The sequence below is a fragment of the Erwinia sp. MMLR14_017 genome (assembly GCF_033657285.1).
Lineage (GTDB): Bacteria > Pseudomonadota > Gammaproteobacteria > Enterobacterales > Enterobacteriaceae > Erwinia.
Map to the genome: position 1 here is coordinate 301,024 of NZ_JAWVWP010000003.1, position 19,399 is coordinate 320,422.

Consider the following 19,399-nt stretch of genomic DNA (forward strand, 5'->3'; position numbering starts at 1 on the left):
TCATAAAGCGAGAAAGCTGCGCGCCCGCGACAGCTGCGAAGATTGCTCTGGCTTGCGTTTCAGCAAGTGGCCGGTACGCCGGTAGGGAGTAAAAGTCATGATTCCCTTGATTTCCTTACGAAATCCTTACGGTATGAGGATGGAATTTAATCAGCGCTCTCACCCATAATAGCGCCAGGCCAGCTAAACTGGCCTGACCATTTTCAGGCGGGGGCTGGCGCCCTCGTTGCATCCTCACCTGACTCAACAGAGCCTCATGATTTCAACAACGCCTAAGCGCTTATCTTCCCGACGTAAAAAAATCCTTTTACTGATCCTGGTCATTCTCGTTGCGCTGCTGCTCTGGCGTTTCTGGCCCCACGGCAGCACTCACTCCGGCGGCCCTGGCGGTATGGGCGGCCCCGGTGGGCCAGGCATGATGCCCGGCGCAGTCACACCGGTGCACGCCGGGCAGGTTACCACGGCTGATGTGCCCGTCTACCTGAATGCGCTGGGCACGGTTATCCCCAATGCCACGGTCACGGTTACCAGTCGGGTGGATGGGCAGTTGATGAAGGTCTTCTTCACTGAAGGGCAAAAAGTTGAGGCGGGGCAGGTACTGGCGCAGATCGATGCGCGCAGTTATCAGGCCACGCTCGCGCAGTACCAGGGCGACCTGAATCAGAACCAGGCGCTGCTGAAAAGCGCCGGGCTGACGCTGGCCCGCTACCGTAAGCTGTTTGCTCAGGACTCGCTTTCACGTCAGGATCTCGACAGCCAGATCGCCACCGTAGGCCAGTACAGCGGTGCCGTAAAAGCGGATGAAGCGCAGATTGCTGCCGCTAAGCTGAATATTGAGTTCTCCACCATCACCTCACCCATTAACGGTCGCGCCGGGTTGCGCCTGGTGGATGCAGGTAATATGGTGCACAGCACCGACACCACCGGCATTGTCACTGTTACCCAGACTCAGCCTGCTGCCGTGACCTTCAGCGTGCCGCAGAACAATATTCCCACCCTGTTGAAATCGCTGCACAACGGCCAAAGCCTGCCTGCTACCGCGTTCGATCAGGACGGCGACAATGAGCTGGCGCAGGGCAACGTGCAGTTTATCAGCAACCAGATCGATACCAGCACCGGCACTGTGGAGCTTAAAGCGCTGTTTGCCAATCAGGACGAAGCGCTCTATCCCAATCAGTTTGTGAACCTGCGCCTGCAAACCGGCACGCTGAAACAGGCACTGGTAATCCCGGCGCAGGCGCTGCAACTCAGCAGCGATGGCAGCTTTGTTTATGTGATCAACAAAGACAAGACCGTGACGCGCAAAGCGGTGAAAACTGGCCCGACGCTGGGCGAGACGCAGCAGGCTATTCTCTCCGGCGTCAGCGCGGGTGAGCAGGTGGTGACGGAAGGGATCGACCGGCTGAGCAACGGCAGCAAAGTTACCGTTATCAGCGGGGCAGAGACCCAGGCCGCCAGCGTGAGCGCGAAAACGCAATGAATCCATCGCGCATTTTTATCGAGCGTCCGGTTGCCACGATCCTGTTAATGGTGGCGGTATTACTTTCCGGTATTTTCGCTTACCGCTTTCTCTCCACCTCGGCGCTGCCGCAGGTGGACTATCCCACCATTCAGGTTACCACGCTCTATCCGGGTGCCAGCCCGGATGTTATCGCTTCTTCGGTGACTGCCCCGCTGGAACGCCAGCTTGGGCAGATGGCTGGCCTGAGCCAGATGGCCTCCAGCAGTTCAGGCGGTTCGTCGGTTATCACCCTGAAGTTCTCTCTTGACCTGTCGCTGGACGTGGCGGAACAGGAAGTGCAGGCTGCTATTAATGCAGCTGACAATCTGCTCCCTTCCGATCTGCCAAATCCGCCAACCTATAAAAAGGTGAATCCGGCCGACACGGCGGTGATCACCCTGGCGGCCAGTTCGGATACGCTGCCGCTGATCAAAGTGCAGGACCTGGTTAACACGCGTATTGCGCTGAAGCTGTCGCAGATCTCCGGCGTTGGCATGGTGACGCTGGCGGGCGGTCACCAGCCTGCGATCCGCGTGCAGGTAGACCCGAAAGCGCTGGCGGCGCATGGCCTGACGCTGGAAGAGGTCAACACGCTGATCGGCAACAGCAACGTGAATGGATCGAAAGGCGGCTTTGACGGGCAGTATCACTCCGTCACCATTGACGCTAACGATCAGTTGCGCACGGCGGAAGAGTACGGCAACCTGATCCTGACTTACCAGAATGGCGCGGCGCTGAGACTGCACGATATCGCCCATATTGAGCAGGCGGAGGAGAATATTTATCAGTCTGCGTGGGCCAACCGTTCTCCGGCGATTGTGATTAGCGTGCAGCGCCAGCCTGGCGCTAACGTTATCTCGGTGGTGGACGCGATCAAGGCGCAGCTGCCAACGCTGCAGGCCGCGCTGCCAGACGGCGTAAAAATGCAGATTCTCTCCGACCGGACCCAGACTATTCGCGCCTCTGTTAGCGATGTGCAGTTTGAGCTGATGCTGTCGATAGCGCTGGTGGTGATGGTGACCTTCCTGTTCCTGCGCAACGTCGCAGCCACGCTAATCCCGAGCATTGCCGTACCGCTGTCGCTGATCGGTACCTTTGGCGTGATGTATCTGGCTGATTTCAGCCTTAATAATTTGTCGCTGATGGCGCTGACCATTGCCACCGGCTTTGTTATTGATGACGCTATTGTGGTGGTGGAGAACATTTCCCGACGGCTGGAGCAGGGTGAAACGCCCATGCAGGCGGCGCTGAATGGCTCTTCGCAGATTGGCTTCACCATTATCTCCCTGACCTTCTCGCTGATTGCAGTCCTGATCCCGCTGCTGTTTATGGGCGACGTGGTAGGACGGCTGTTCCGTGAATTTGCTATCACTCTTGCCGTATCGATTCTGGTGTCGATGGTGGTTTCACTGACGCTGACGCCGATGCTTTGCGCCTCTCTGCTGCGCCATATTCCGCCAGAGCGTCAGAGCCGCTTTTACCGCAAGGGTGGGCAAGTTTTCGACAGGTTGATTGCAGGCTACGATCGGTTACTGACCATAGTGCTTAACCATCAGCGTCTGACCCTGCTGGTGGCGCTGGCTACGCTGCTCCTTACCGGCCTGCTGTATGTGGTGGTCCCGAAAGGCTTCTTCCCGTCGCAGGATACCGGCCTGATTCAGGGGATAACCGTGGCGTCTCAGGATATCTCCTTTAGCGAGATGGCGAAGCGCCAGCAGCAGCTTGCCGATATCGTGCTGAAAAACCCGGCGGTAGAGAGTTTGTCGTCCACTATTGGCATTGACGGTACCAATACCAGCCTGAACAGCGGACGGATAGAGATTAACCTGAAGTCCTTTGACGAGCGTGATGAGCGCGCCGATACCATTATTGCCGAACTGCAGCAGGCAACGCAGAATGTGCCGGGCATCCAGCTTTATCTGCAAGCTTCGCAGGATCTCACCGTGAACGACCAGGTGACGCCGGACCAGTATCAGTTCTCACTGGATGATGCGCAGAGCGAAAATCTGGTCGCCTGGTCGCCAAAGCTGGTGGCTGCGCTGAAAAAGCGGCCAGAGTTCAGCTCGGTGGTGAGCAATCTGCAGGATCAGGGGCAGGTAGCTTACGTGGAGCTGAACCGTGATGCGGCAGCACGCTACGGTATTACCGCTGCTGACGTCGATACCGCACTCTATAATGCGTTTGGTCAGCGGCTGGTCTCCACCATTTTCACCCAGTCGAACCAGTATCGCGTGGTGCTGGAAGTGGCGCCGCAATATCAGCGCTCTCCGGCGTCGTTTGATGATATTTATCTCGCCCCAGCCAGCACTTCCACCACCAGTTCGTCCGACACCACCACCAGCGACAACAGTTCAGCGCAAACGGCCAGCACAGCAGGCATGGTGAAGCTGACATCCATTGCGAAAATCCATCAGCGTATCGGGTCGCTGACCCATATGCGGCTGAACCAGTTTCCGGCGGTCACGGTCTCCTTCAACCTGAACGATGGCTACTCACTGGAAGAGGCGCAAAAAGCGATAGCGGAAACGCAGCAGAGCCTGGCGCAGCCCGCCAGCATCACGCTGCGCTATCAGGGGGAGACGGCGGCGTTCCAGAGCGCTACCAGCAATACGCTCTGGCTGATCCTGGCCGCACTGCTCACCATGTATGTGGTGCTGGGTATTCTCTATGAAAGCTTTATCCATCCGGTAACCATCCTCTCTACGCTGCCTTCTGCCGCTGTTGGCGCCTTACTGACGCTGCTGCTGGCGGGAACCGAGTTCAGCCTGATTGCGCTGATTGGGGTGATCCTGCTGATTGGTATTGTGAAAAAGAATGCCATTATGATGATCGATTTTGCGCTGGCGGCAGAGAAGACGCAGCATCTCAGCCCGCGTGAGGCGATCCATCAGGCCTGCCTGCTGCGCTTCCGGCCAATCCTGATGACTACCATGGCCGCACTGCTGGGGGCGCTTCCGCTAATGCTGGCCTCGGGTTCCGGTGCCGAGCTGCGTCAACCGCTGGGGCTGGTGATTGTGGGCGGTCTGATCTTCAGCCAGGTACTGACGCTGTTCTCCACGCCGGTTATCTACCTCTGGTTCGACCGTCTGGCAGAAAGCACCCGGCGCAGAGTGCGTAAGGCGCGCGGATGAATATCACTCGTCTGTTTATTTTCCGTCCCGTCGCCACGCTGCTGCTGACGCTGGCACTGCTGCTGCTGGGCGCTTTAAGCTACCGCCTGTTGCCGGTGGCGCCGCTGCCGCAGGTGGATTTCCCCACCATCATGGTCTCCGCCAGTCTGGCAGGTGCCAGTCCGGAAACGATGGCGGCGACGGTGGCCACGCCGCTGGAGCGATCGCTGGGGCAGATTGCGGGGATCAGCGAAATGACCTCCAGCAGTTCACAAGGTTCCAGCAACATCATTTTGCAGTTTGAATTGAGCCGGGACATCAACGGGGCAGCGCGCGATGTGCAGGCGGCGATCAATGCCGCCCGCAGCCTGCTGCCGAGCAGCATGGCTTCGCTGCCGACTTACCGTAAAGCCAATCCTTCCGATGCGCCGATTGTCATGCTGGCGCTGACCTCAACCACCCGCAGCAAAGGCGAGCTTTATGATATCGCCGACAGCAAAATCGACCAGAAAATTGCGCAGGTGAAGGGGGTGGGCGACGTCTCGCTGATGGGCAGCGCGCTGCCTGCGGTCAGGATCGATCTGCAACCGCAGAAGCTGACCCACTTTGGCGTTTCGCTGGACAAGGTGCGCGAAGCTATCGCCAACAGCACCACCAATCTGCCAAAGGGGATGTTGCAAGGGGATCGCCAATCCTGGGTGGTGGACAGCAACGGCCAGCTTGAGCAGGCCAGCCAGTACGCAAAGCTGATTGTCAGCTACCAGGATGGCAAGGCGATCCATCTCAGCGATGTCGCCACGGTGTATGACTCGGTTGAAGATAAGTACAACGTGGGGTATTACAACCAGACACCGTCGGTAATGATTGGCGTTACCCGTCAGGCGGGCGCCAATATGCTGGAAACCATCGACGCCATCAAAGCGCAACTCCCCGCGCTGGAGAAAGAGCTTCCTGCGGACGTGGCGTTGAAAATCGTCGTTGACCGTTCACCCAACGTGCGTGCCTCATTGTATGACACGGAAGAGACGTTGCTGATCGCCGTGCTGCTGGTGATTGCAGTGGTATTTGTGTTCCTGCGCAACGTGCAGGCGGTGCTGATCCCCGCGCTGGCGCTGCCGGTCTCGCTGGTGGGAACCTGTAGCGTAATGTACCTGCTGGGCTACAGCCTGGATAACCTGTCGCTGATGGCGCTGATTATCGCCACCGGTTTTGTGGTCGACGATGCAATTGTGGTGCTGGAGAATATCACCCGCTATATCGAAGAGGGACTAAGCCCGGTGCGGGCCTCGCTGAAAGGTGCGCATGAGGTGAGTTTCACCGTCCTGTCGATGACCCTGTCGCTGGTGGCGGTCTTTATCCCCATTCTGCTGATGGGCAGCATTGTCGGACGCCTGTTCCGCGAGTTTGCGGTAACGCTGACGGTATCGCTGATCATCTCAATGCTGGTTTCCCTGAGCCTGACGCCGATGCTCTGTTCGCGGCTGCTGAAACGTAAGCCTGAAGTTTCCACCCGGCCCCATCCTGTTTACCAGTGGATTGAAAATGGCCTGAATCGTCTGCTGGCGGCCTATGCTTCGGCGCTAAACTGGGTGATGCGCCATCAGCGGCTGACGCTGTTCAGCCTGATCCTGACGGTTATCCTTAACCTGTTTCTCTATTCGGTGGTGCAGAAGGGCTTCTTCCCCAACCAGGATACCGGCCTGCTGATGGGCATGCTGCGCGCTGATCAGAACGTCTCTTTCCAGGCGATGAAGCCCAAACTGCAACAGTTCGCGAAGCTGATCGAACAGGACCCGGCTGTGGATGGCGTCATGTCCTCGATGGGCAGCGGGGCTTTTGGTTCCCGCAACACCGCCAACTTCTTTGTGCACCTGAAAGATTTCGATAAACGTGACGCTACGGCGGCCGAAGTAGCGAACCGGCTGAGCGGCAAAGCGACCACTATTCCTGGCGTACAGCTGTTTCTGATGGCTGCTCAGGATATTCATATCGGCGGTCGCAGCGCCAACGCCTCTTACCAGTACAGCCTGCAGGCTGACGACCTCGACACGCTGCGCATCTGGACGCCGAAGGTAAAGGCGGCGCTGGAGGCGATCCCGCAGCTGACCAGCATCGACTCTGACTCGCAAACCGGCGGTCAGGAAGTGATGATCACTATCGATCGCGACCGGGCAAAACGCCTGGGTGTTGATGTGGAGATGCTGGACACGCTGCTGAACAATGCCTTTGCGCAGCGTCAGGTCGCTACGCTCTATAAAACGCTTAACCAGTATCACGTAGTGATGTCATTGCAGGATGCTTACACCCGCGATCCTGACATGCTGCAAAAAATGTACGTGGTCAACGACCAGGGCGATCCGGTGCCGGTTTCGGCGTTCGCCAGCTTCAGCGGCGGCAACTCGCCGCTCTCGGTGGCACATCAGGGGCAGTCGGCAACCAGCACCATCGCCTTTAATCTGGCCGATGGCGTTTCGCTGGAGCAGGCTGGGAAGCTGATCAAAACAGCGATGGCGAAAATTGCTCTGCCGGAGACGATTCAGGCCGGGTTCCAGGGGACTGCGAAAGAGTTCGCCGACCTTACCGCTTCCATGCCCTGGCTGATCCTGGCCGCGCTGGCTGCTGTTTATATTGTGCTGGGCGTGCTCTATGAGAGCTATATCCATCCGCTGACCATTCTTTCCACGCTGCCTTCCGCAGGCGTAGGGGCGTTGCTGCTGCTTTTGCTGACCCATACGCAGCTGACGGTGATTGCGCTGATCGGCATTTTATTACTGATCGGCATTGTGAAAAAGAACGCCATTATGATGATCGATTTCGCGCTGGCCGCTGAACGCAACCAGGGGCTGTCGCCGCAGCAGGCGATTACCCAGGCCTGCCTGATGCGGTTCCGCCCGATTATGATGACCACGCTGGCGGCATTTTTTGGCGCCCTGCCGCTGGCACTGGGCAGCGGTGGCGATGCCGATCTGCGCAGCCCGCTGGGGCTGGCCATTGCTGGTGGCCTGGCGCTGAGCCAGCTGTTAACCCTGTTCACCACGCCGGTGGTGTACCTTTACCTCGATCGCGCCAGCCGGGCCACCAAACGCCAGTGGTCCCGCCTGCGACATGCAGAATAGTGATGATGACTAAAACAAACCTGACCACCCTGTTACTGGCGCTGCTGCTGAGCGGCTGCGCTGTTGGACCAGATTACCAGCGGCCCATGGCCAGCGTGCCCAGCCACTATAAAGAGGCCAGGGGCTGGCAGCAGGCCCGGCCGCAGGATGGTGCCAGCAAAGGCGAATGGTGGGCGGTCTACCACGATAAGACGCTGGACGGGCTGCTGCGGCAGGTCTCCATTTCCAACCAGAACGTGGCGCAGTATGAAGCGCAATATCGCCAGGCGAGGGCACTGGTTGCGGAATCCCGTTCCGGCCTCTTTCCCAGCGTAACCGCAACTGGCGCATCCACCCGCAGCGGCAGCACAGGCAGCGCCGCAACCGGCGGTGGGCGTACCGTCAGCAACAGCCATTCACTGGAAGCCAGCGCCAGCTGGGAGCTGGATATCTGGGGCAAGCTGCGCCGCACGCTGGAAGAGAACAAGGCCAGCGCACAGGCCAGCGCAGCCGAACTGGCGAATATCACCCTCAGCGCACAGTCTGAGCTGGCGCAGGACTATTTTCAGTTACGCATTATGGATCAGCAGATTGCGCTCTATCAGCAAAGCGTGGCAGCGTATCAGCGCTACCTGACGGTCATTAATAATAAATATCAGGCGGGCAGCGAGTCCCGCGGCACGCTGGCGCAGGCGCAGGCACAGCTGGAAAGCGCCCGTGCCTCGGCGCTCGATCTCAGCTGGCAGCGAGCGCAAAACGAACACGCCATCGCCATGCTCACCGGCAAAACGCCTGCTGAATTTAGCCTGCCGGCGGCACCGCTGACCGCCACGCTGCCCGCTGTTCCGGAAGCGCTGCCTTCTGAACTCCTCCAGCGCCGCCCCGATATTGCCTATGCTGAACGTAATGTAGCCGCTGCCAATGCCGCAGTCGGCGTTGCCATTGCCGGGTACTATCCTGACCTGACGCTAAGCGCAACGGGCGGTTTCTCCAGCTCCACGTTCCACAATCTCCTGTCGCTACCGAACCGCGTCTGGTCGTTAGGGCCTGAGCTGAGCGGTACGTTACTCGACTTTGGCGCCACTTCCGCAAAAGTGGATCAGGCTCGCGCGGCCTATGATGCGGATGTAGCCAGCTACCGGCAGGCGGTGCTGGCAGGCTTTCAGGAGGTGGAAGATTACCTGGTTGAACTCCATACCCTACAGGAGGAGATGCTGGCGCAGCAGCGGGCGACGGAGGCGGCAAAAGAGTCTGCCCGCGTCACCTACAATCAGTACCAGGCGGGAATGATCGACTACCTTGATGTGGCGACCACCGAAAACAGCAGCCTGAGTTCCCAGCAGAGCCTGCTGTCGCTGCAAAGCACGCAGTGGGTGGCAAGCGTGGAGCTGATTGCCGCGCTGGGCGGCGGCTGGCAATCAACCTCACTCTGAGCAGATCTCGCGAAAAAAGTCGTCGCGCTTTAACCGGGTGCGACGAGCGCCACGCCAGACATTATGTTGCCGATCCCGCCCGCAAAAAGGGAATGAAACGCAGAGAAGGGGCAGATTTGTTCAGATAAACACTGCAATTTGGCGCCGTTGCCATTGAGTTGTTTCACCAGATCCTGCATCGTTGTAGCCAACTTTTTTATGCTAAGGAGTTGGCATGCTCTTTTCCCTGCTTCGGCTGATAGTCCGTCTCTGCTTTCGTACCCGCCTGAACGGTGAGCTTTCTGGTTTGTATAAAGAAAAAGTGCTGATTGTCCCCAACCATATGTCGTTTCTGGATGGGGTGCTGCTGGCGATTTTTTTGCCCGTTAAGCCCGTTTTTGCCGTCTACTCTTCAATCAGTGAGCGGTGGTATATGCGATGGGCGCGCAAGGTCATCGATTTTGTGCCGTTAGATCCCACCAAACCAATGTCAGTGAAGCATCTGGTGAGGGTTATCGGGCAGGGGCGTCCGGTAGTGATCTTCCCGGAAGGACGTATCACGGTGACCGGTTCGCTGATGAAAATTTATGAGGGGGCCGGTTTTGTCGCGGCAAAATCACAGGCGACAGTGGTGCCGCTGCGCATTGAGGGCGCTGAGTTTACCCCTTTTGGTCGCCTGGCAGGCGTCTTTAAACGCCGGCTTTTTCCCACCATCTCCCTGACCGTGCTGCCTGCAACCATTATCCCGATGCCGGAAGCGCCCAGCGCGCGGGAACGACGCAAGCTGGCCGGTGAGCATCTGCATCATATTATGATGGAAGCCCGTATGGCGGTTCGCCCGCGTGAGACGCTCTGGCAGGCATTTCTGTCGGCCCGCACGCGGTATGGTTTTTTCAAACCCTGCATTGAAGATGTGAATTTCACGCCAGACAGTTACACCAGCCTGTTAAAGAAATCACTGGGCGTGGGGCGGATTCTGGAACGTTATACTGCGCCGGGGGAATATATCGGCCTGCTGCTGCCCAATGCCACAGTGACGGCAGCGGCGATCCTGGGTGCCTCCATGCGTGGACGCGTTCCCGCCATGCTCAACTATACCTCGGGGGTCAAAGGCGTCAGCAGCGCGCTAACAGCTGCTGAAGTTAAAACCGTCTTTACCTCGCGTCAGTTTCTGGATAAGGGCAAGCTCTGGCATCTGCCGGAAGAGATAACCCAGGTAAATTGGGTCTTTCTTGAAGATCTCAAAGATACCATCACCACACAGGACAAACTTTGGATCCTGGGGCATCTGCTGCTGCCACGTCTGGCTGAAATCGATCAGCAGCCTGAGGACGCGGCGATGGTGCTGTTTACTTCCGGCTCAGAAGGGCACCCCAAAGGGGTGGTGCATTCGCATAAAAGCCTGCTGGCAAACGTTGAGCAGATCAGAACCGTGGCGGATTTCACCCCGCGAGATCGTTTTATGTCTGCGCTGCCGCTGTTCCACGCTTTCGGCCTGACGGTAGGACTCTTTACGCCGCTGATGACCGGGGCACAGGTATTCCTCTATCCCAGCCCGCTGCACTACCGTATCATTCCTGAGCTGGTCTATGACCGTAACTGCACCGTGCTGTTTGGCACCTCAACCTTCCTGGGCAACTATGCCCGTTTCGGTAATCCCTATGATTTCGCGCGGCTGCGCTACGTGGTGGCGGGAGCCGAGAAGCTCCAGGAAACGACGCGGCAAACCTGGATGGAAAAATTCGGCATCCGTATTCTGGAAGGCTATGGCGTGACGGAATGCGCGCCGGTTGTCGCCATTAACGTGCCGATGGCGGCGAAAAATCACACCGTGGGCCGCATTCTGCCCGGCATGGATTCACGCCTGATCGCCGTTCCGGGAATTGAGCAGGGCGGTTTGCTGCAACTGCGGGGGCCTAACATTATGAAAGGCTACCTGCGCGTTGAGAAACCGGGCGTGCTTGAAGCACCAGAGGCGGACAACGGGGAAGGGCAGATGGAAGCAGGATGGTACGATACCGGCGACATCGTGAGCTTTGACGATCACGGCTTCTGCCAGATTCAGGGACGCATGAAACGTTTTGCAAAAATTGCGGGTGAAATGGTGTCGCTGGAAACCGTTGAGCAGATTGCCCTTAAAGCCTCCGCAGAGAAGCAACACGCGGCCTCAATAAAACCAGACGGCAACCGTGGCGAAGCGCTGGTGCTGTTCACCACCGACAGCGAGCTTACCCGCGACAAGTTGCAGCGCGTCGCCCGCGAGCAGGGTAGCCCGGAGCTGGCCGTGCCAAGAGACATTCGTGTGCTGAAACAGCTGCCGCTCCTGGGCAGCGGCAAGCCCGATTTTGTTACCCTGCGCAGCATGGCTGAAAAACCGGAGAGCAATAATGAGTAATGCCGGGAGTTCGCAAAAGCTGCTATCCAGAGGAATGCTGGCCGTCATTGCCGCGCAGTTCCTTTCTGCTTTTGGTGATAATGCGTTGCTGTTCGCCACTCTGGCCGTGTTAAAGCAGCAGGTTTACCCGGACTGGAGCCAGCCGGTGCTGCAGATGGTGTTTGTCGCCACCTATATTATCCTCGCGCCATTTGTCGGGCAGATGGCGGACAGTTTCGCCAAGGGCCGGGTAATGATGTTTGCCAACGGCCTGAAGCTGCTGGGGGCGCTGACTATCTGTTTCGGCTTCAATCCGTTTATCGGCTACAGCCTGGTCGGCGTGGGCGCGGCAGCCTATTCACCGGCTAAATATGGCATCCTGGGGGAGATAACCGGCGGAGAGACGCTGGTGAAAGCCAACGGCCTGATGGAGGCCTCCACCATCGCCGCTATTCTGCTGGGCTCTGTAGCGGGAGGCTTCCTCGCCGATCTCAATCTGCTGGCGGCGTTGGTTGCCTGCGTAGTGGCTTACGGACTGGCGGTAGCAGCCAATATGCTGATCCCGAAACTGGCGGCCGCCAGACCGGGGCAGCCGTGGCATCCCGGCAAAATGTCCGCCAGCTTCTTCCGGGCCTGTCGCGCGCTGTGGCGGGATGGCGAAACCCGCTTCTCGCTGGTTGGCACCAGCCTCTTTTGGGGCGCAGGGGTGACGTTGCGTTTCCTGCTGGTGCTCTGGGTGCCGGTGGCGTTAGGTATTACCGATAATAAAACACCAACGCTGCTTAACGCGATGGTGGCAATCGGCATCGTGATTGGTGCCGGGGCTGCGGCCAAACTGGTGACGCTGAAAACCGTGGGACGCTGTATGCCTGCGGGGGTACTGATTGGTATCGCGGTAGTATTCTTCTCGCTGCAACACTCTATGGCTGGCGCTTATGCCCTGTTGGTGGCGATTGGCGTACTGGGAGGCTTCTTCGTGGTACCGCTTAATGCCCTGCTGCAGTTACGCGGTAAAGAGAGCGTGGGCGCGGGAAATGCCATTGCGGTGCAGAATCTCGGCGAAAACAGCGCAATGCTGATCATGCTGGGGCTCTATTCGCTGGCTGTCAAAGCTGGAGCGCCGCCCGTGGCGACCGGCATAGGGTTCGGTGCGCTGTTTGCGCTGGCGATTGCGGTTCTCTGGGGCTGGCAACTGGCGCAAAAGCGCGGAAGGGGCTGAATAAAACTGGGCCTTTTGTGACAAAAGGCCCGCTGTGAAGTGAAAAGCGCCTCCCTGCGCCTTCTCTTCGGGAAAGTCGTGCGGCTATCCCTTAAGGCGACGGGAAGGTATAACGGCGATGGATCGCCTCCAGTCCCTGCATTACCTCTTCATCCAGCGTCAGGTTATAGCTGTCGATATTAATCTGCAGCTGCTCCAGGGTGGTTGCACCCAGCAGGGTGCTGGCGACAAACGGCTGCTGACGAACAAATGCCAGCGCCATTTGTGACGGGTCCAGCCCGTGCCTGTTAGCCAGCGCCACATATTCAGCGATAGCCAGCTGCGCCTGCTCGCCGCTGTAGCGGGTAAAACGGCTGAAGAGCGTGTTGCGTGCGCCTTCCGGTTTTGCCCCGTTCAGGTATTTTCCGCTCAGCGTGCCAAAAGCCAGGCTTGAATAGGCGAGCAACTCCACCCCTTCCAGATGACTGATCTCCGCCAGACCCACTTCAAAACTGCGGTTCAGCAGGCTGTAGGGATTTTGAATGCTGACGATGCGCGGCAGCTCGTGCTTTTCCGCCAGTTGCAGATAACGCATCACGCCATAGGGCGTTTCATTTGAGACGCCGATATAGCGAATTTTCCCCGCCCGTACCTGTTCGTTAAGGGCTTCCAGCGTCTCCAGCAGCGTTACCGTGGCACTCCCCTCACTGTATTCATAGGATAACTTGCCAAAATAGTTAGTTTGACGCTGGGGCCAGTGCAACTGGTAGAGATCCAGATAATCCGTATTAAGTCGCTTAAGGCTGGCATCCAGCGCCTCACGGATATTCTTGCGATCAAGCGCCTGATTGGGGCGGATAGAGGCATCAGCGCCGCGAACCGGTCCGGCAATTTTAGAGGCCAGGATCACTTTTTCACGGTTGCCGCGAGCCTTCAGCCAGCTGCCGATATATTTTTCGGTTAAACCCTGAGTTTCCGGGCGCGGAGGCACCGGGTACATTTCAGCGGTATCAATAAGGTTAATACCGGAACGGAGCGCCAGATCTAACTGGGCGTGGGCGTCGGCTTCGCTGTTCTGCTCACCAAACGTCATGGTTCCCAAACCCAGGCTACTGACTTCCAGGGTGCTGTGGGGGATACGGTGATAGTGCATTTGCCGGCTTCCTTTTTTCATTATTAAAAGGTCTGGAATCTGAAGCATGCCCAGCATGAGGTGCATAGCCTCGCGGTGCGCACTCAGATCCGGCATTTGACTATAACCGCCGTAAGCGGCAGGGGGAAGAGGGGATTTATCGGGAAGTGCGGAGAGAGCCACCCTGGCAGAGCAAACGGGTGGCGTAATGTCTCTTAGCGTTCAACAATGGAGGAAACTTCATCACCATTAATCTGCAACTCATGGCCTGAACGGTCAGTATATTTCACCAGGCCGGTCTCTTTATCTATTTCAGGTTTCCCCTTAGTCATGATCATATTGCCTTCCCTGGTGGCCATGACGTAATCGCTGCTGCACCCGCTGACCAGTGTGGCCAACATCAGCGCCGCTGCGCCGAACACATACTTCATATTTCTCTCCCTTAAAACCTAAAACTGATGCGTCTGGTTATAGCGCATTTTTTGCAGGGGATCAGTAGAAGAACTCCGAAAGTGTGGAGCAAGCACGTGGTGCCATTGACTTTATTCGTAAAATGATATTACAGGCAGCGGGCAGGCCGGGTGAGCGGCCTGCATAAGATCAGGCAACTTTCTTTTTACTGCGCATCAGATTCAGGCACTCAACCGCCATTGAGAAGAACATGGCGAAATAGATGTACCCTTTTGGCACATGGATATTGAAACTTTCCAGAATCAGCGTAAAGCCGACCAGAATAAGGAACGCCAGCGCCAGCATTTTAACGGAAGGGTGACGCTCTACAAATTCCCCAATCGATCTGGCGGCAAACATCATGACGCCAACCGCGATCACTACGGCAGCCATCATAATAATCAGATGATCGGAAAGGCCCACGGCGGTAATGACCGAATCCAGGCTGAAGATAATATCCAGCAGCATAATTTGTACGATGGCACCAATAAACGAATGGACGTTGGTCTGATGCGCCTCTTCACCACCTTCGATCGTCTCATGGATTTCCGCGCTCGACTTCCATAGCAGGAACAGCCCGCCAAAGAGCAGGATCAGATCGCGGGCGGAGAAACTGTGATCCATCAGCGTGAACAGCGGCGTGGTCAGTCGGATAACCCAGGCGATAGAGGCCAGAAGGCCCAGACGCATTAACATCGCGCCAGCCAGACCCATGCGACGGGCGGCATTCTGCTGATGTTTCGGCAGTTTGGCGACAACCAGAGAGAGGAAAATAATATTATCTATACCCAAAACGATCTCAAGAATCGTCAGCGTACCAAGGGCCAGCCAGGCATTGGGATCTGCAATCCAATCAAACATACTAACATTGCATCCTAAACGAAAAGTAAACGGGGAGTATACGCAACCCTCGGGCCGCCCGCCATCCGTGGCTTCAGCTCCTACAATAAAAAATGACGGGCCAGCAGCGGGCCAGTAAAAGACTTCTTCAGATAGAAGCCGCGGGGAAGGGTCATAATCGGCTGACCGTTTTCGCCAATTCCTTCCGTCAGGGCCTTACTGTTGGCCGCCTTAGGGCGAATTTGCAGCACTTCTCCGTGCCGGGCGGTGATGCGCTCTACCTGACCCAGCACAATCATATCCATTAACTCTTCCCAGTCTCGCTGTAGCAGCGCCTCTTCTTCTGCGCTGGCACTCCATAACAGCGGCGCGCCGACGCGACGTTCAGCCAGCGGAATGGCGCGATCCCCCTCAACTGGAACCCAGAGTACCCGTTGCAGCTTATGGCGAACGTGGCTTGTCTGCCAGGTGACGCCCGTATTACCGGTTAACGGGGCGACACAGACAAAAGTCGTCTCCAGAGGACGGCCTAATGCATCAACCGGTATGGTTTTTAGCTCAACGCCGATCTCCGCAAAATCCTGTTCCGGTTTACTGCCCGCGCTGGCACCCAGATAGCGTTCCAGCAGCATGCCAACCCAGCCTTTATCCCTTCTGAGATCCTGAGGGATCGCCAATCCTCCGCGCTCTGCCAGCTCACCCAGGGTAAAACCCGCCAGGCGCTGAGCACGTGCCAGCAGAACCCCCTCGTTTTCCGGAGAGGGTACCGGGATAAAATCACCGCCCATGAATAACTCGCTGTAGTTGGTTAAAAATTAACCACACTTTTGCACTGAGGTTCAGCCGCAAAAAATGATTGTGTAAAACAGGAATAATAACATGATAAATCATGCTTTTTTATTTTCCTGTGGCGGGAAAGCAGCGCGCGTCCGTAAGGTTATGCCAAAGTTGTCACCGACAATGAACAGGATCACCCCCCCTGTTATCCACAGAAAAATGGGATAACTCCCTTTTTACAACACTACTGTTTCGATTTACAGCCTTGACGGCCCAGGATTACGACTTTTTGCCCGATTTATGCTTAACTCAGCGGCATAACCTGTGGATAAAAAGCGCGGTGCTCGATCTTTCGCCAGTCGGGAGGCACAGCACTGTGACAACAGAATGAACAGGGCAGCAGGAGCCTGTATATCCGGATAAATCCTAATGCTTAGAGCGGGTTAATAAAAAAGCGCGCGCCTGATCGGCTGAAACAGGAAAAAGTTTTCCCCAATGGTTAACAGAGTTCTGCACAAAGCTATCCACAGAAAACGTGAATAAGATCGCGCTTTACCGCCTTATTCTGTTTATAACTCGCCCCAGGAGGGCAAGTTATCCCGTGTTTACCGCGTGCTGAGGGCGTAAAGCAGTGGTTTACCACCTGTGAGGAGTATGAAACAATCAGAACATCCGAGTTTTAGTTAGAGGTAGTCCAGTGATCGATGATGATGGCTACCGCCCGAATGTTGGTATCGTAATTTGTAACAGGCAGGGACAGGTGGTGTGGGCCAGGCGATTTGGTCAGCACTCCTGGCAGTTTCCTCAGGGAGGGATTAATGCTGGGGAGACGGCGGAACAGGCGATGTACCGGGAACTTTTCGAAGAAGTCGGTTTGCACCGCAAAGATGTTCGCATCCTTGCCTCTACCCGAAACTGGTTACGCTACAAGTTGCCAAAACGTTTGGTGCGTTGGGATACAAAGCCGGTCTGTATCGGCCAGAAACAGAAATGGTTTCTTCTGCAATTATTGTGCAATGACGCGGATATCAACATGCAAACCAGCAGCACGCCGGAATTTGATGGCTGGCGCTGGGTCAGCTTCTGGTATCCGGTTCGTCAGGTAGTCTCGTTCAAACGCGACGTTTATCGTCGGGTGATGAAAGAGTTTGCCAGCGTGGTGATGCCGCTGCAGGAGAGTACCGCACAGCGAAATACGCCTGCTTATCGACGGAAGAGAGGTTAAGCCACCTGGATTATGCTCACACAGCTTCGCGAAATAGTTGAAAAAGTGGCAGGAGCGCCCCGACTCACGGAGGCGCTGGACATCCTGGTCAACGAGATCTGCCTGGCGATGGAAACCGAAGTCTGTTCGGTCTACCTTGCCGATCACGATCGCCGCTGCTATTACCTGATGGCGACACGTGGGTTGAAAAAGCCACGTGGCCGCACTGTGGCACTCGCCTTTGACGAAGGGATTGTCGGGCTGGTGGGCCGGCTGGCTGAGCCAATTAACCTTGCTGATGCGCAGAGTCACCCCAGCTTCAAATATGTTCCCTCCGTAAAAGAAGAGCGTTTCCGCTCGTTCCTGGGTGTGCCTATTATCAGCCGTCGTCAGCTGCTGGGGGTGCTGGTTGTTCAGCAGCGGGAGCATCGTCAGTTCGACGAGAGTGAAGAGTCGTTCCTGGTCACGCTGGCAACGCAGATGGCGACCATCCTGTCGCAATCCCAGCTGAATGCGCTGTTTGGACAATATCGTCAGACGCGGATCCGTGCGCTGGCCGCATCGCCAGGCGTGGCGGTTGCTGAGGGGTGGGTGGATACCACGCAGCCTTCCCTCGAGCACGTTTTCGCGGCCTCCACTCTGGATACTCATCGTGAGCGTGAGCGCCTCTCGCTGGCGATGGATGAAGCCTCCAGCGAATTCCGTCGCTACAGCAAACGCTTTACTGCCAGCGTGCATAAAGAGAGCGCGGCAATCTTCGATCTCTATTCGCATTTGCTCAGCGACAACCGGCTGAAAAAAGATCTCTATGCCGAGATTGATGCAGGATCGGTTGCCGAGTGGGCGGTGAAAAAGGTGATTGAGAAGTTCGCGGCACAGTTTGCCAGCCTGCAGGACAGCTATCTGCGGGAGCGTTCTGGCGATTTGCGCGTTCTGGGGCAGCGGCTGCTGTTTCACCTCGACGATACCGTGCAGGGCACCAATACCTGGCCTGAACGTTTTGTACTGGTGGCCGACGAGCTGACAGCTACCACGCTGGCGGAGCTGCCTCACGACCGGTTATCCGGGGTGGTGGTCAGAGATGGCGCCTCAAACTCGCATGCAGCCATTATGGTGCGCGCGATGGGCATCCCGACGGTAATGGGCGCAGATATTCAGCCCGAATTGCTGAACGGCAGGCTGCTGATAGTGGATGGCTATCGCGGCGAGCTGTTGGTTGATCCCGAGCCGGTGCTGGTGCAGGAGTACCAGCGGCTGATCAGCGAAGAAAATGAGCTGAGCAAGCTGGCCGAAGATGTGGTTGAGCAGCCCGCCAGGCTTAAAAGCGGCGAACTGGTTAAGGTGATGCTGAACGCCGGGCTTAGCGCTGAGCATGAAAAAGCGCAGGGAAGCTGGGTTGATGGCGTCGGGCTCTACCGCACCGAAATTCCCTTTATGCTGCAAAACGGCTTCCCCTCTGAAGAAGAGCAGGTGGCGCAGTACCAGGGCATGCTTCAGCTGTTTCTGGAGAAACCCGTTACGCTGAGAACCCTGGACGTGGGGGCGGACAAGCAGCTGCCCTATATGCCTATCTCTGAAGAGAATCCCTGCCTGGGCTGGCGCGGCATTCGCCTGACGCTCGACCAGCCGGAAATTTTCCTGGTCCAGGTACGGGCCATGCTGCGCGCCAACGTTGCCAGCGATAATCTCAGTATCCTGCTGCCGATGATCACCAGCATTGATGAAATTGACGAAGCTAAACGGCTGATCGATCGTGCCGCTCGTGAAGTGGAAGAGATGCTGGGCTACGCGATCCCCAGCCCCAGGATCGGCGTGATGATCGAGGTGCCGTCAATGATCTTCATGATCGGCCATCTCACCGGGCGCGTGGACTTTGTCTCCGTGGGCACCAACGATCTGACGCAGTATCTGCTAGCCGTCGATCGCAATAATACCCGCGTAGCTAACCTGTATGACAGCCTGCATCCTGCCGTGCTGAGAGGCCTGAAAACCATCGCGCTGGAAGCGGAAAAAGCGGGTATTGAGCTCTGCCTGTGTGGCGAAATGGCGGGCGATCCAATCTGTGTGGCCGTGCTGGTCGGTCTGGGATATCACCATCTCAGTATGAATGGCCGTAATGTTGCGCGGGTGAAATACCTTTTGCAGCATATCGATTATCAGGAAGCAAGGCTGCTTGCAGAGCAGAGTCTCAGGGCGACGCTGGCCAGCGAAGTGCGTAGCCAGATCGCCGCTTTTATGGAGCGACATGGGCTTGGCGGCCTGATCCGGGGCGGCCGCTAGCACTCTTAACAAAGTTTACAGTTCCG

General features: G+C 57.0%; 12 protein-coding genes. 8 read left to right on the forward strand and 4 right to left on the reverse strand.

Annotated elements, in window-relative coordinates; all coding sequences use genetic code 11:
- The first annotated feature begins 256 nt into the window (after positions 1-256).
- The 6 genes from SD961_RS06910 to lplT all read left to right on the forward strand — a co-directional run bounded on the left by SD961_RS06910 (position 257) and on the right by lplT (position 12,711).
- Complete coding sequence (locus SD961_RS06910; protein ID WP_318789655.1) at positions 257-1,480, forward strand: MdtA/MuxA family multidrug efflux RND transporter periplasmic adaptor subunit; 1,224 nt, start codon at positions 257-259, stop codon at positions 1,478-1,480.
- Positions 1,477-4,632 carry an MdtB/MuxB family multidrug efflux RND transporter permease subunit gene (locus SD961_RS06915; RefSeq protein ID WP_318789656.1) on the forward strand — a complete coding sequence of 1,052 codons (3,156 nt, stop codon included), beginning with the start codon at positions 1,477-1,479 and terminating at the stop codon, positions 4,630-4,632. The genes SD961_RS06910 and SD961_RS06915 overlap by 4 nt, the downstream gene beginning before the upstream one ends.
- Entirely contained in the window at positions 4,629-7,727 is a 3,099-nt protein-coding gene (locus tag SD961_RS06920) for a multidrug efflux RND transporter permease subunit (RefSeq protein WP_318789657.1), read from the forward strand. Before SD961_RS06915 ends, SD961_RS06920 begins: the two co-directional genes overlap by 4 nt.
- A gap of 5 nt (positions 7,728-7,732) precedes the next feature.
- Positions 7,733-9,139, forward strand: coding sequence for an efflux transporter outer membrane subunit (locus tag SD961_RS06925; RefSeq protein ID WP_318789775.1), 1,407 nt, complete (start codon positions 7,733-7,735; stop codon positions 9,137-9,139).
- A 214-nt stretch (positions 9,140-9,353) separates the two neighbouring features.
- On the forward strand, positions 9,354-11,513 hold the full coding sequence (aas, locus tag SD961_RS06930; protein ID WP_318789658.1) for a bifunctional acyl-ACP--phospholipid O-acyltransferase/long-chain-fatty-acid--ACP ligase: 2,160 nt from the start codon (positions 9,354-9,356) through the stop codon (positions 11,511-11,513).
- The gene (lplT, locus tag SD961_RS06935; protein WP_318789659.1) at positions 11,506-12,711 is read left to right on the forward strand and encodes a lysophospholipid transporter LplT; all 1,206 of its coding nucleotides are present in this window, start codon (positions 11,506-11,508) and stop codon (positions 12,709-12,711) included. Before aas ends, lplT begins: the two co-directional genes overlap by 8 nt.
- 91 nt (positions 12,712-12,802) lie before the next feature.
- Here lplT and SD961_RS06940 read toward each other — a convergent pair whose 3' ends face one another.
- The 4 genes from SD961_RS06940 to mutH all read right to left on the reverse strand — a co-directional run bounded on the left by SD961_RS06940 (position 12,803) and on the right by mutH (position 15,900).
- On the reverse strand, positions 12,803-13,843 hold the full coding sequence (locus SD961_RS06940) for an NADP(H)-dependent aldo-keto reductase (protein ID WP_318789660.1): 1,041 nt from the start codon (positions 13,841-13,843) through the stop codon (positions 12,803-12,805).
- A gap of 194 nt (positions 13,844-14,037) precedes the next feature.
- Positions 14,038-14,253 (reverse strand): YgdI/YgdR family lipoprotein, encoded by a 216-nt coding sequence (locus SD961_RS06945; protein WP_318789661.1) that lies wholly within the window; start codon positions 14,251-14,253, stop codon positions 14,038-14,040.
- Positions 14,254-14,422: 169 nt separating this feature from the next.
- Positions 14,423-15,133: a TerC family protein gene (locus SD961_RS06950; RefSeq protein WP_318789662.1), complete on the reverse strand. Its 711-nt coding sequence runs from the start codon at positions 15,131-15,133 to the stop codon at positions 14,423-14,425.
- An 80-nt stretch (positions 15,134-15,213) separates the two neighbouring features.
- Complete coding sequence (gene mutH, locus SD961_RS06955; protein ID WP_318789663.1) at positions 15,214-15,900, reverse strand: DNA mismatch repair endonuclease MutH; 687 nt, start codon at positions 15,898-15,900, stop codon at positions 15,214-15,216.
- Between the two features lie 686 nt (positions 15,901-16,586).
- Between mutH and rppH the strand changes: the two genes are divergently transcribed.
- Together rppH and ptsP are read left to right on the forward strand one after the other, a co-directional pair.
- Positions 16,587-17,114, forward strand: a complete 528-nt coding sequence (rppH, locus tag SD961_RS06960) for an RNA pyrophosphohydrolase (protein WP_318789664.1) — start codon at positions 16,587-16,589, stop codon at positions 17,112-17,114.
- A gap of 12 nt (positions 17,115-17,126) precedes the next feature.
- Complete coding sequence (gene ptsP, locus SD961_RS06965; RefSeq protein WP_318789665.1) at positions 17,127-19,373, forward strand: phosphoenolpyruvate--protein phosphotransferase; 2,247 nt, start codon at positions 17,127-17,129, stop codon at positions 19,371-19,373.
- The last annotated feature ends 26 nt before the right edge of the window (positions 19,374-19,399 follow it).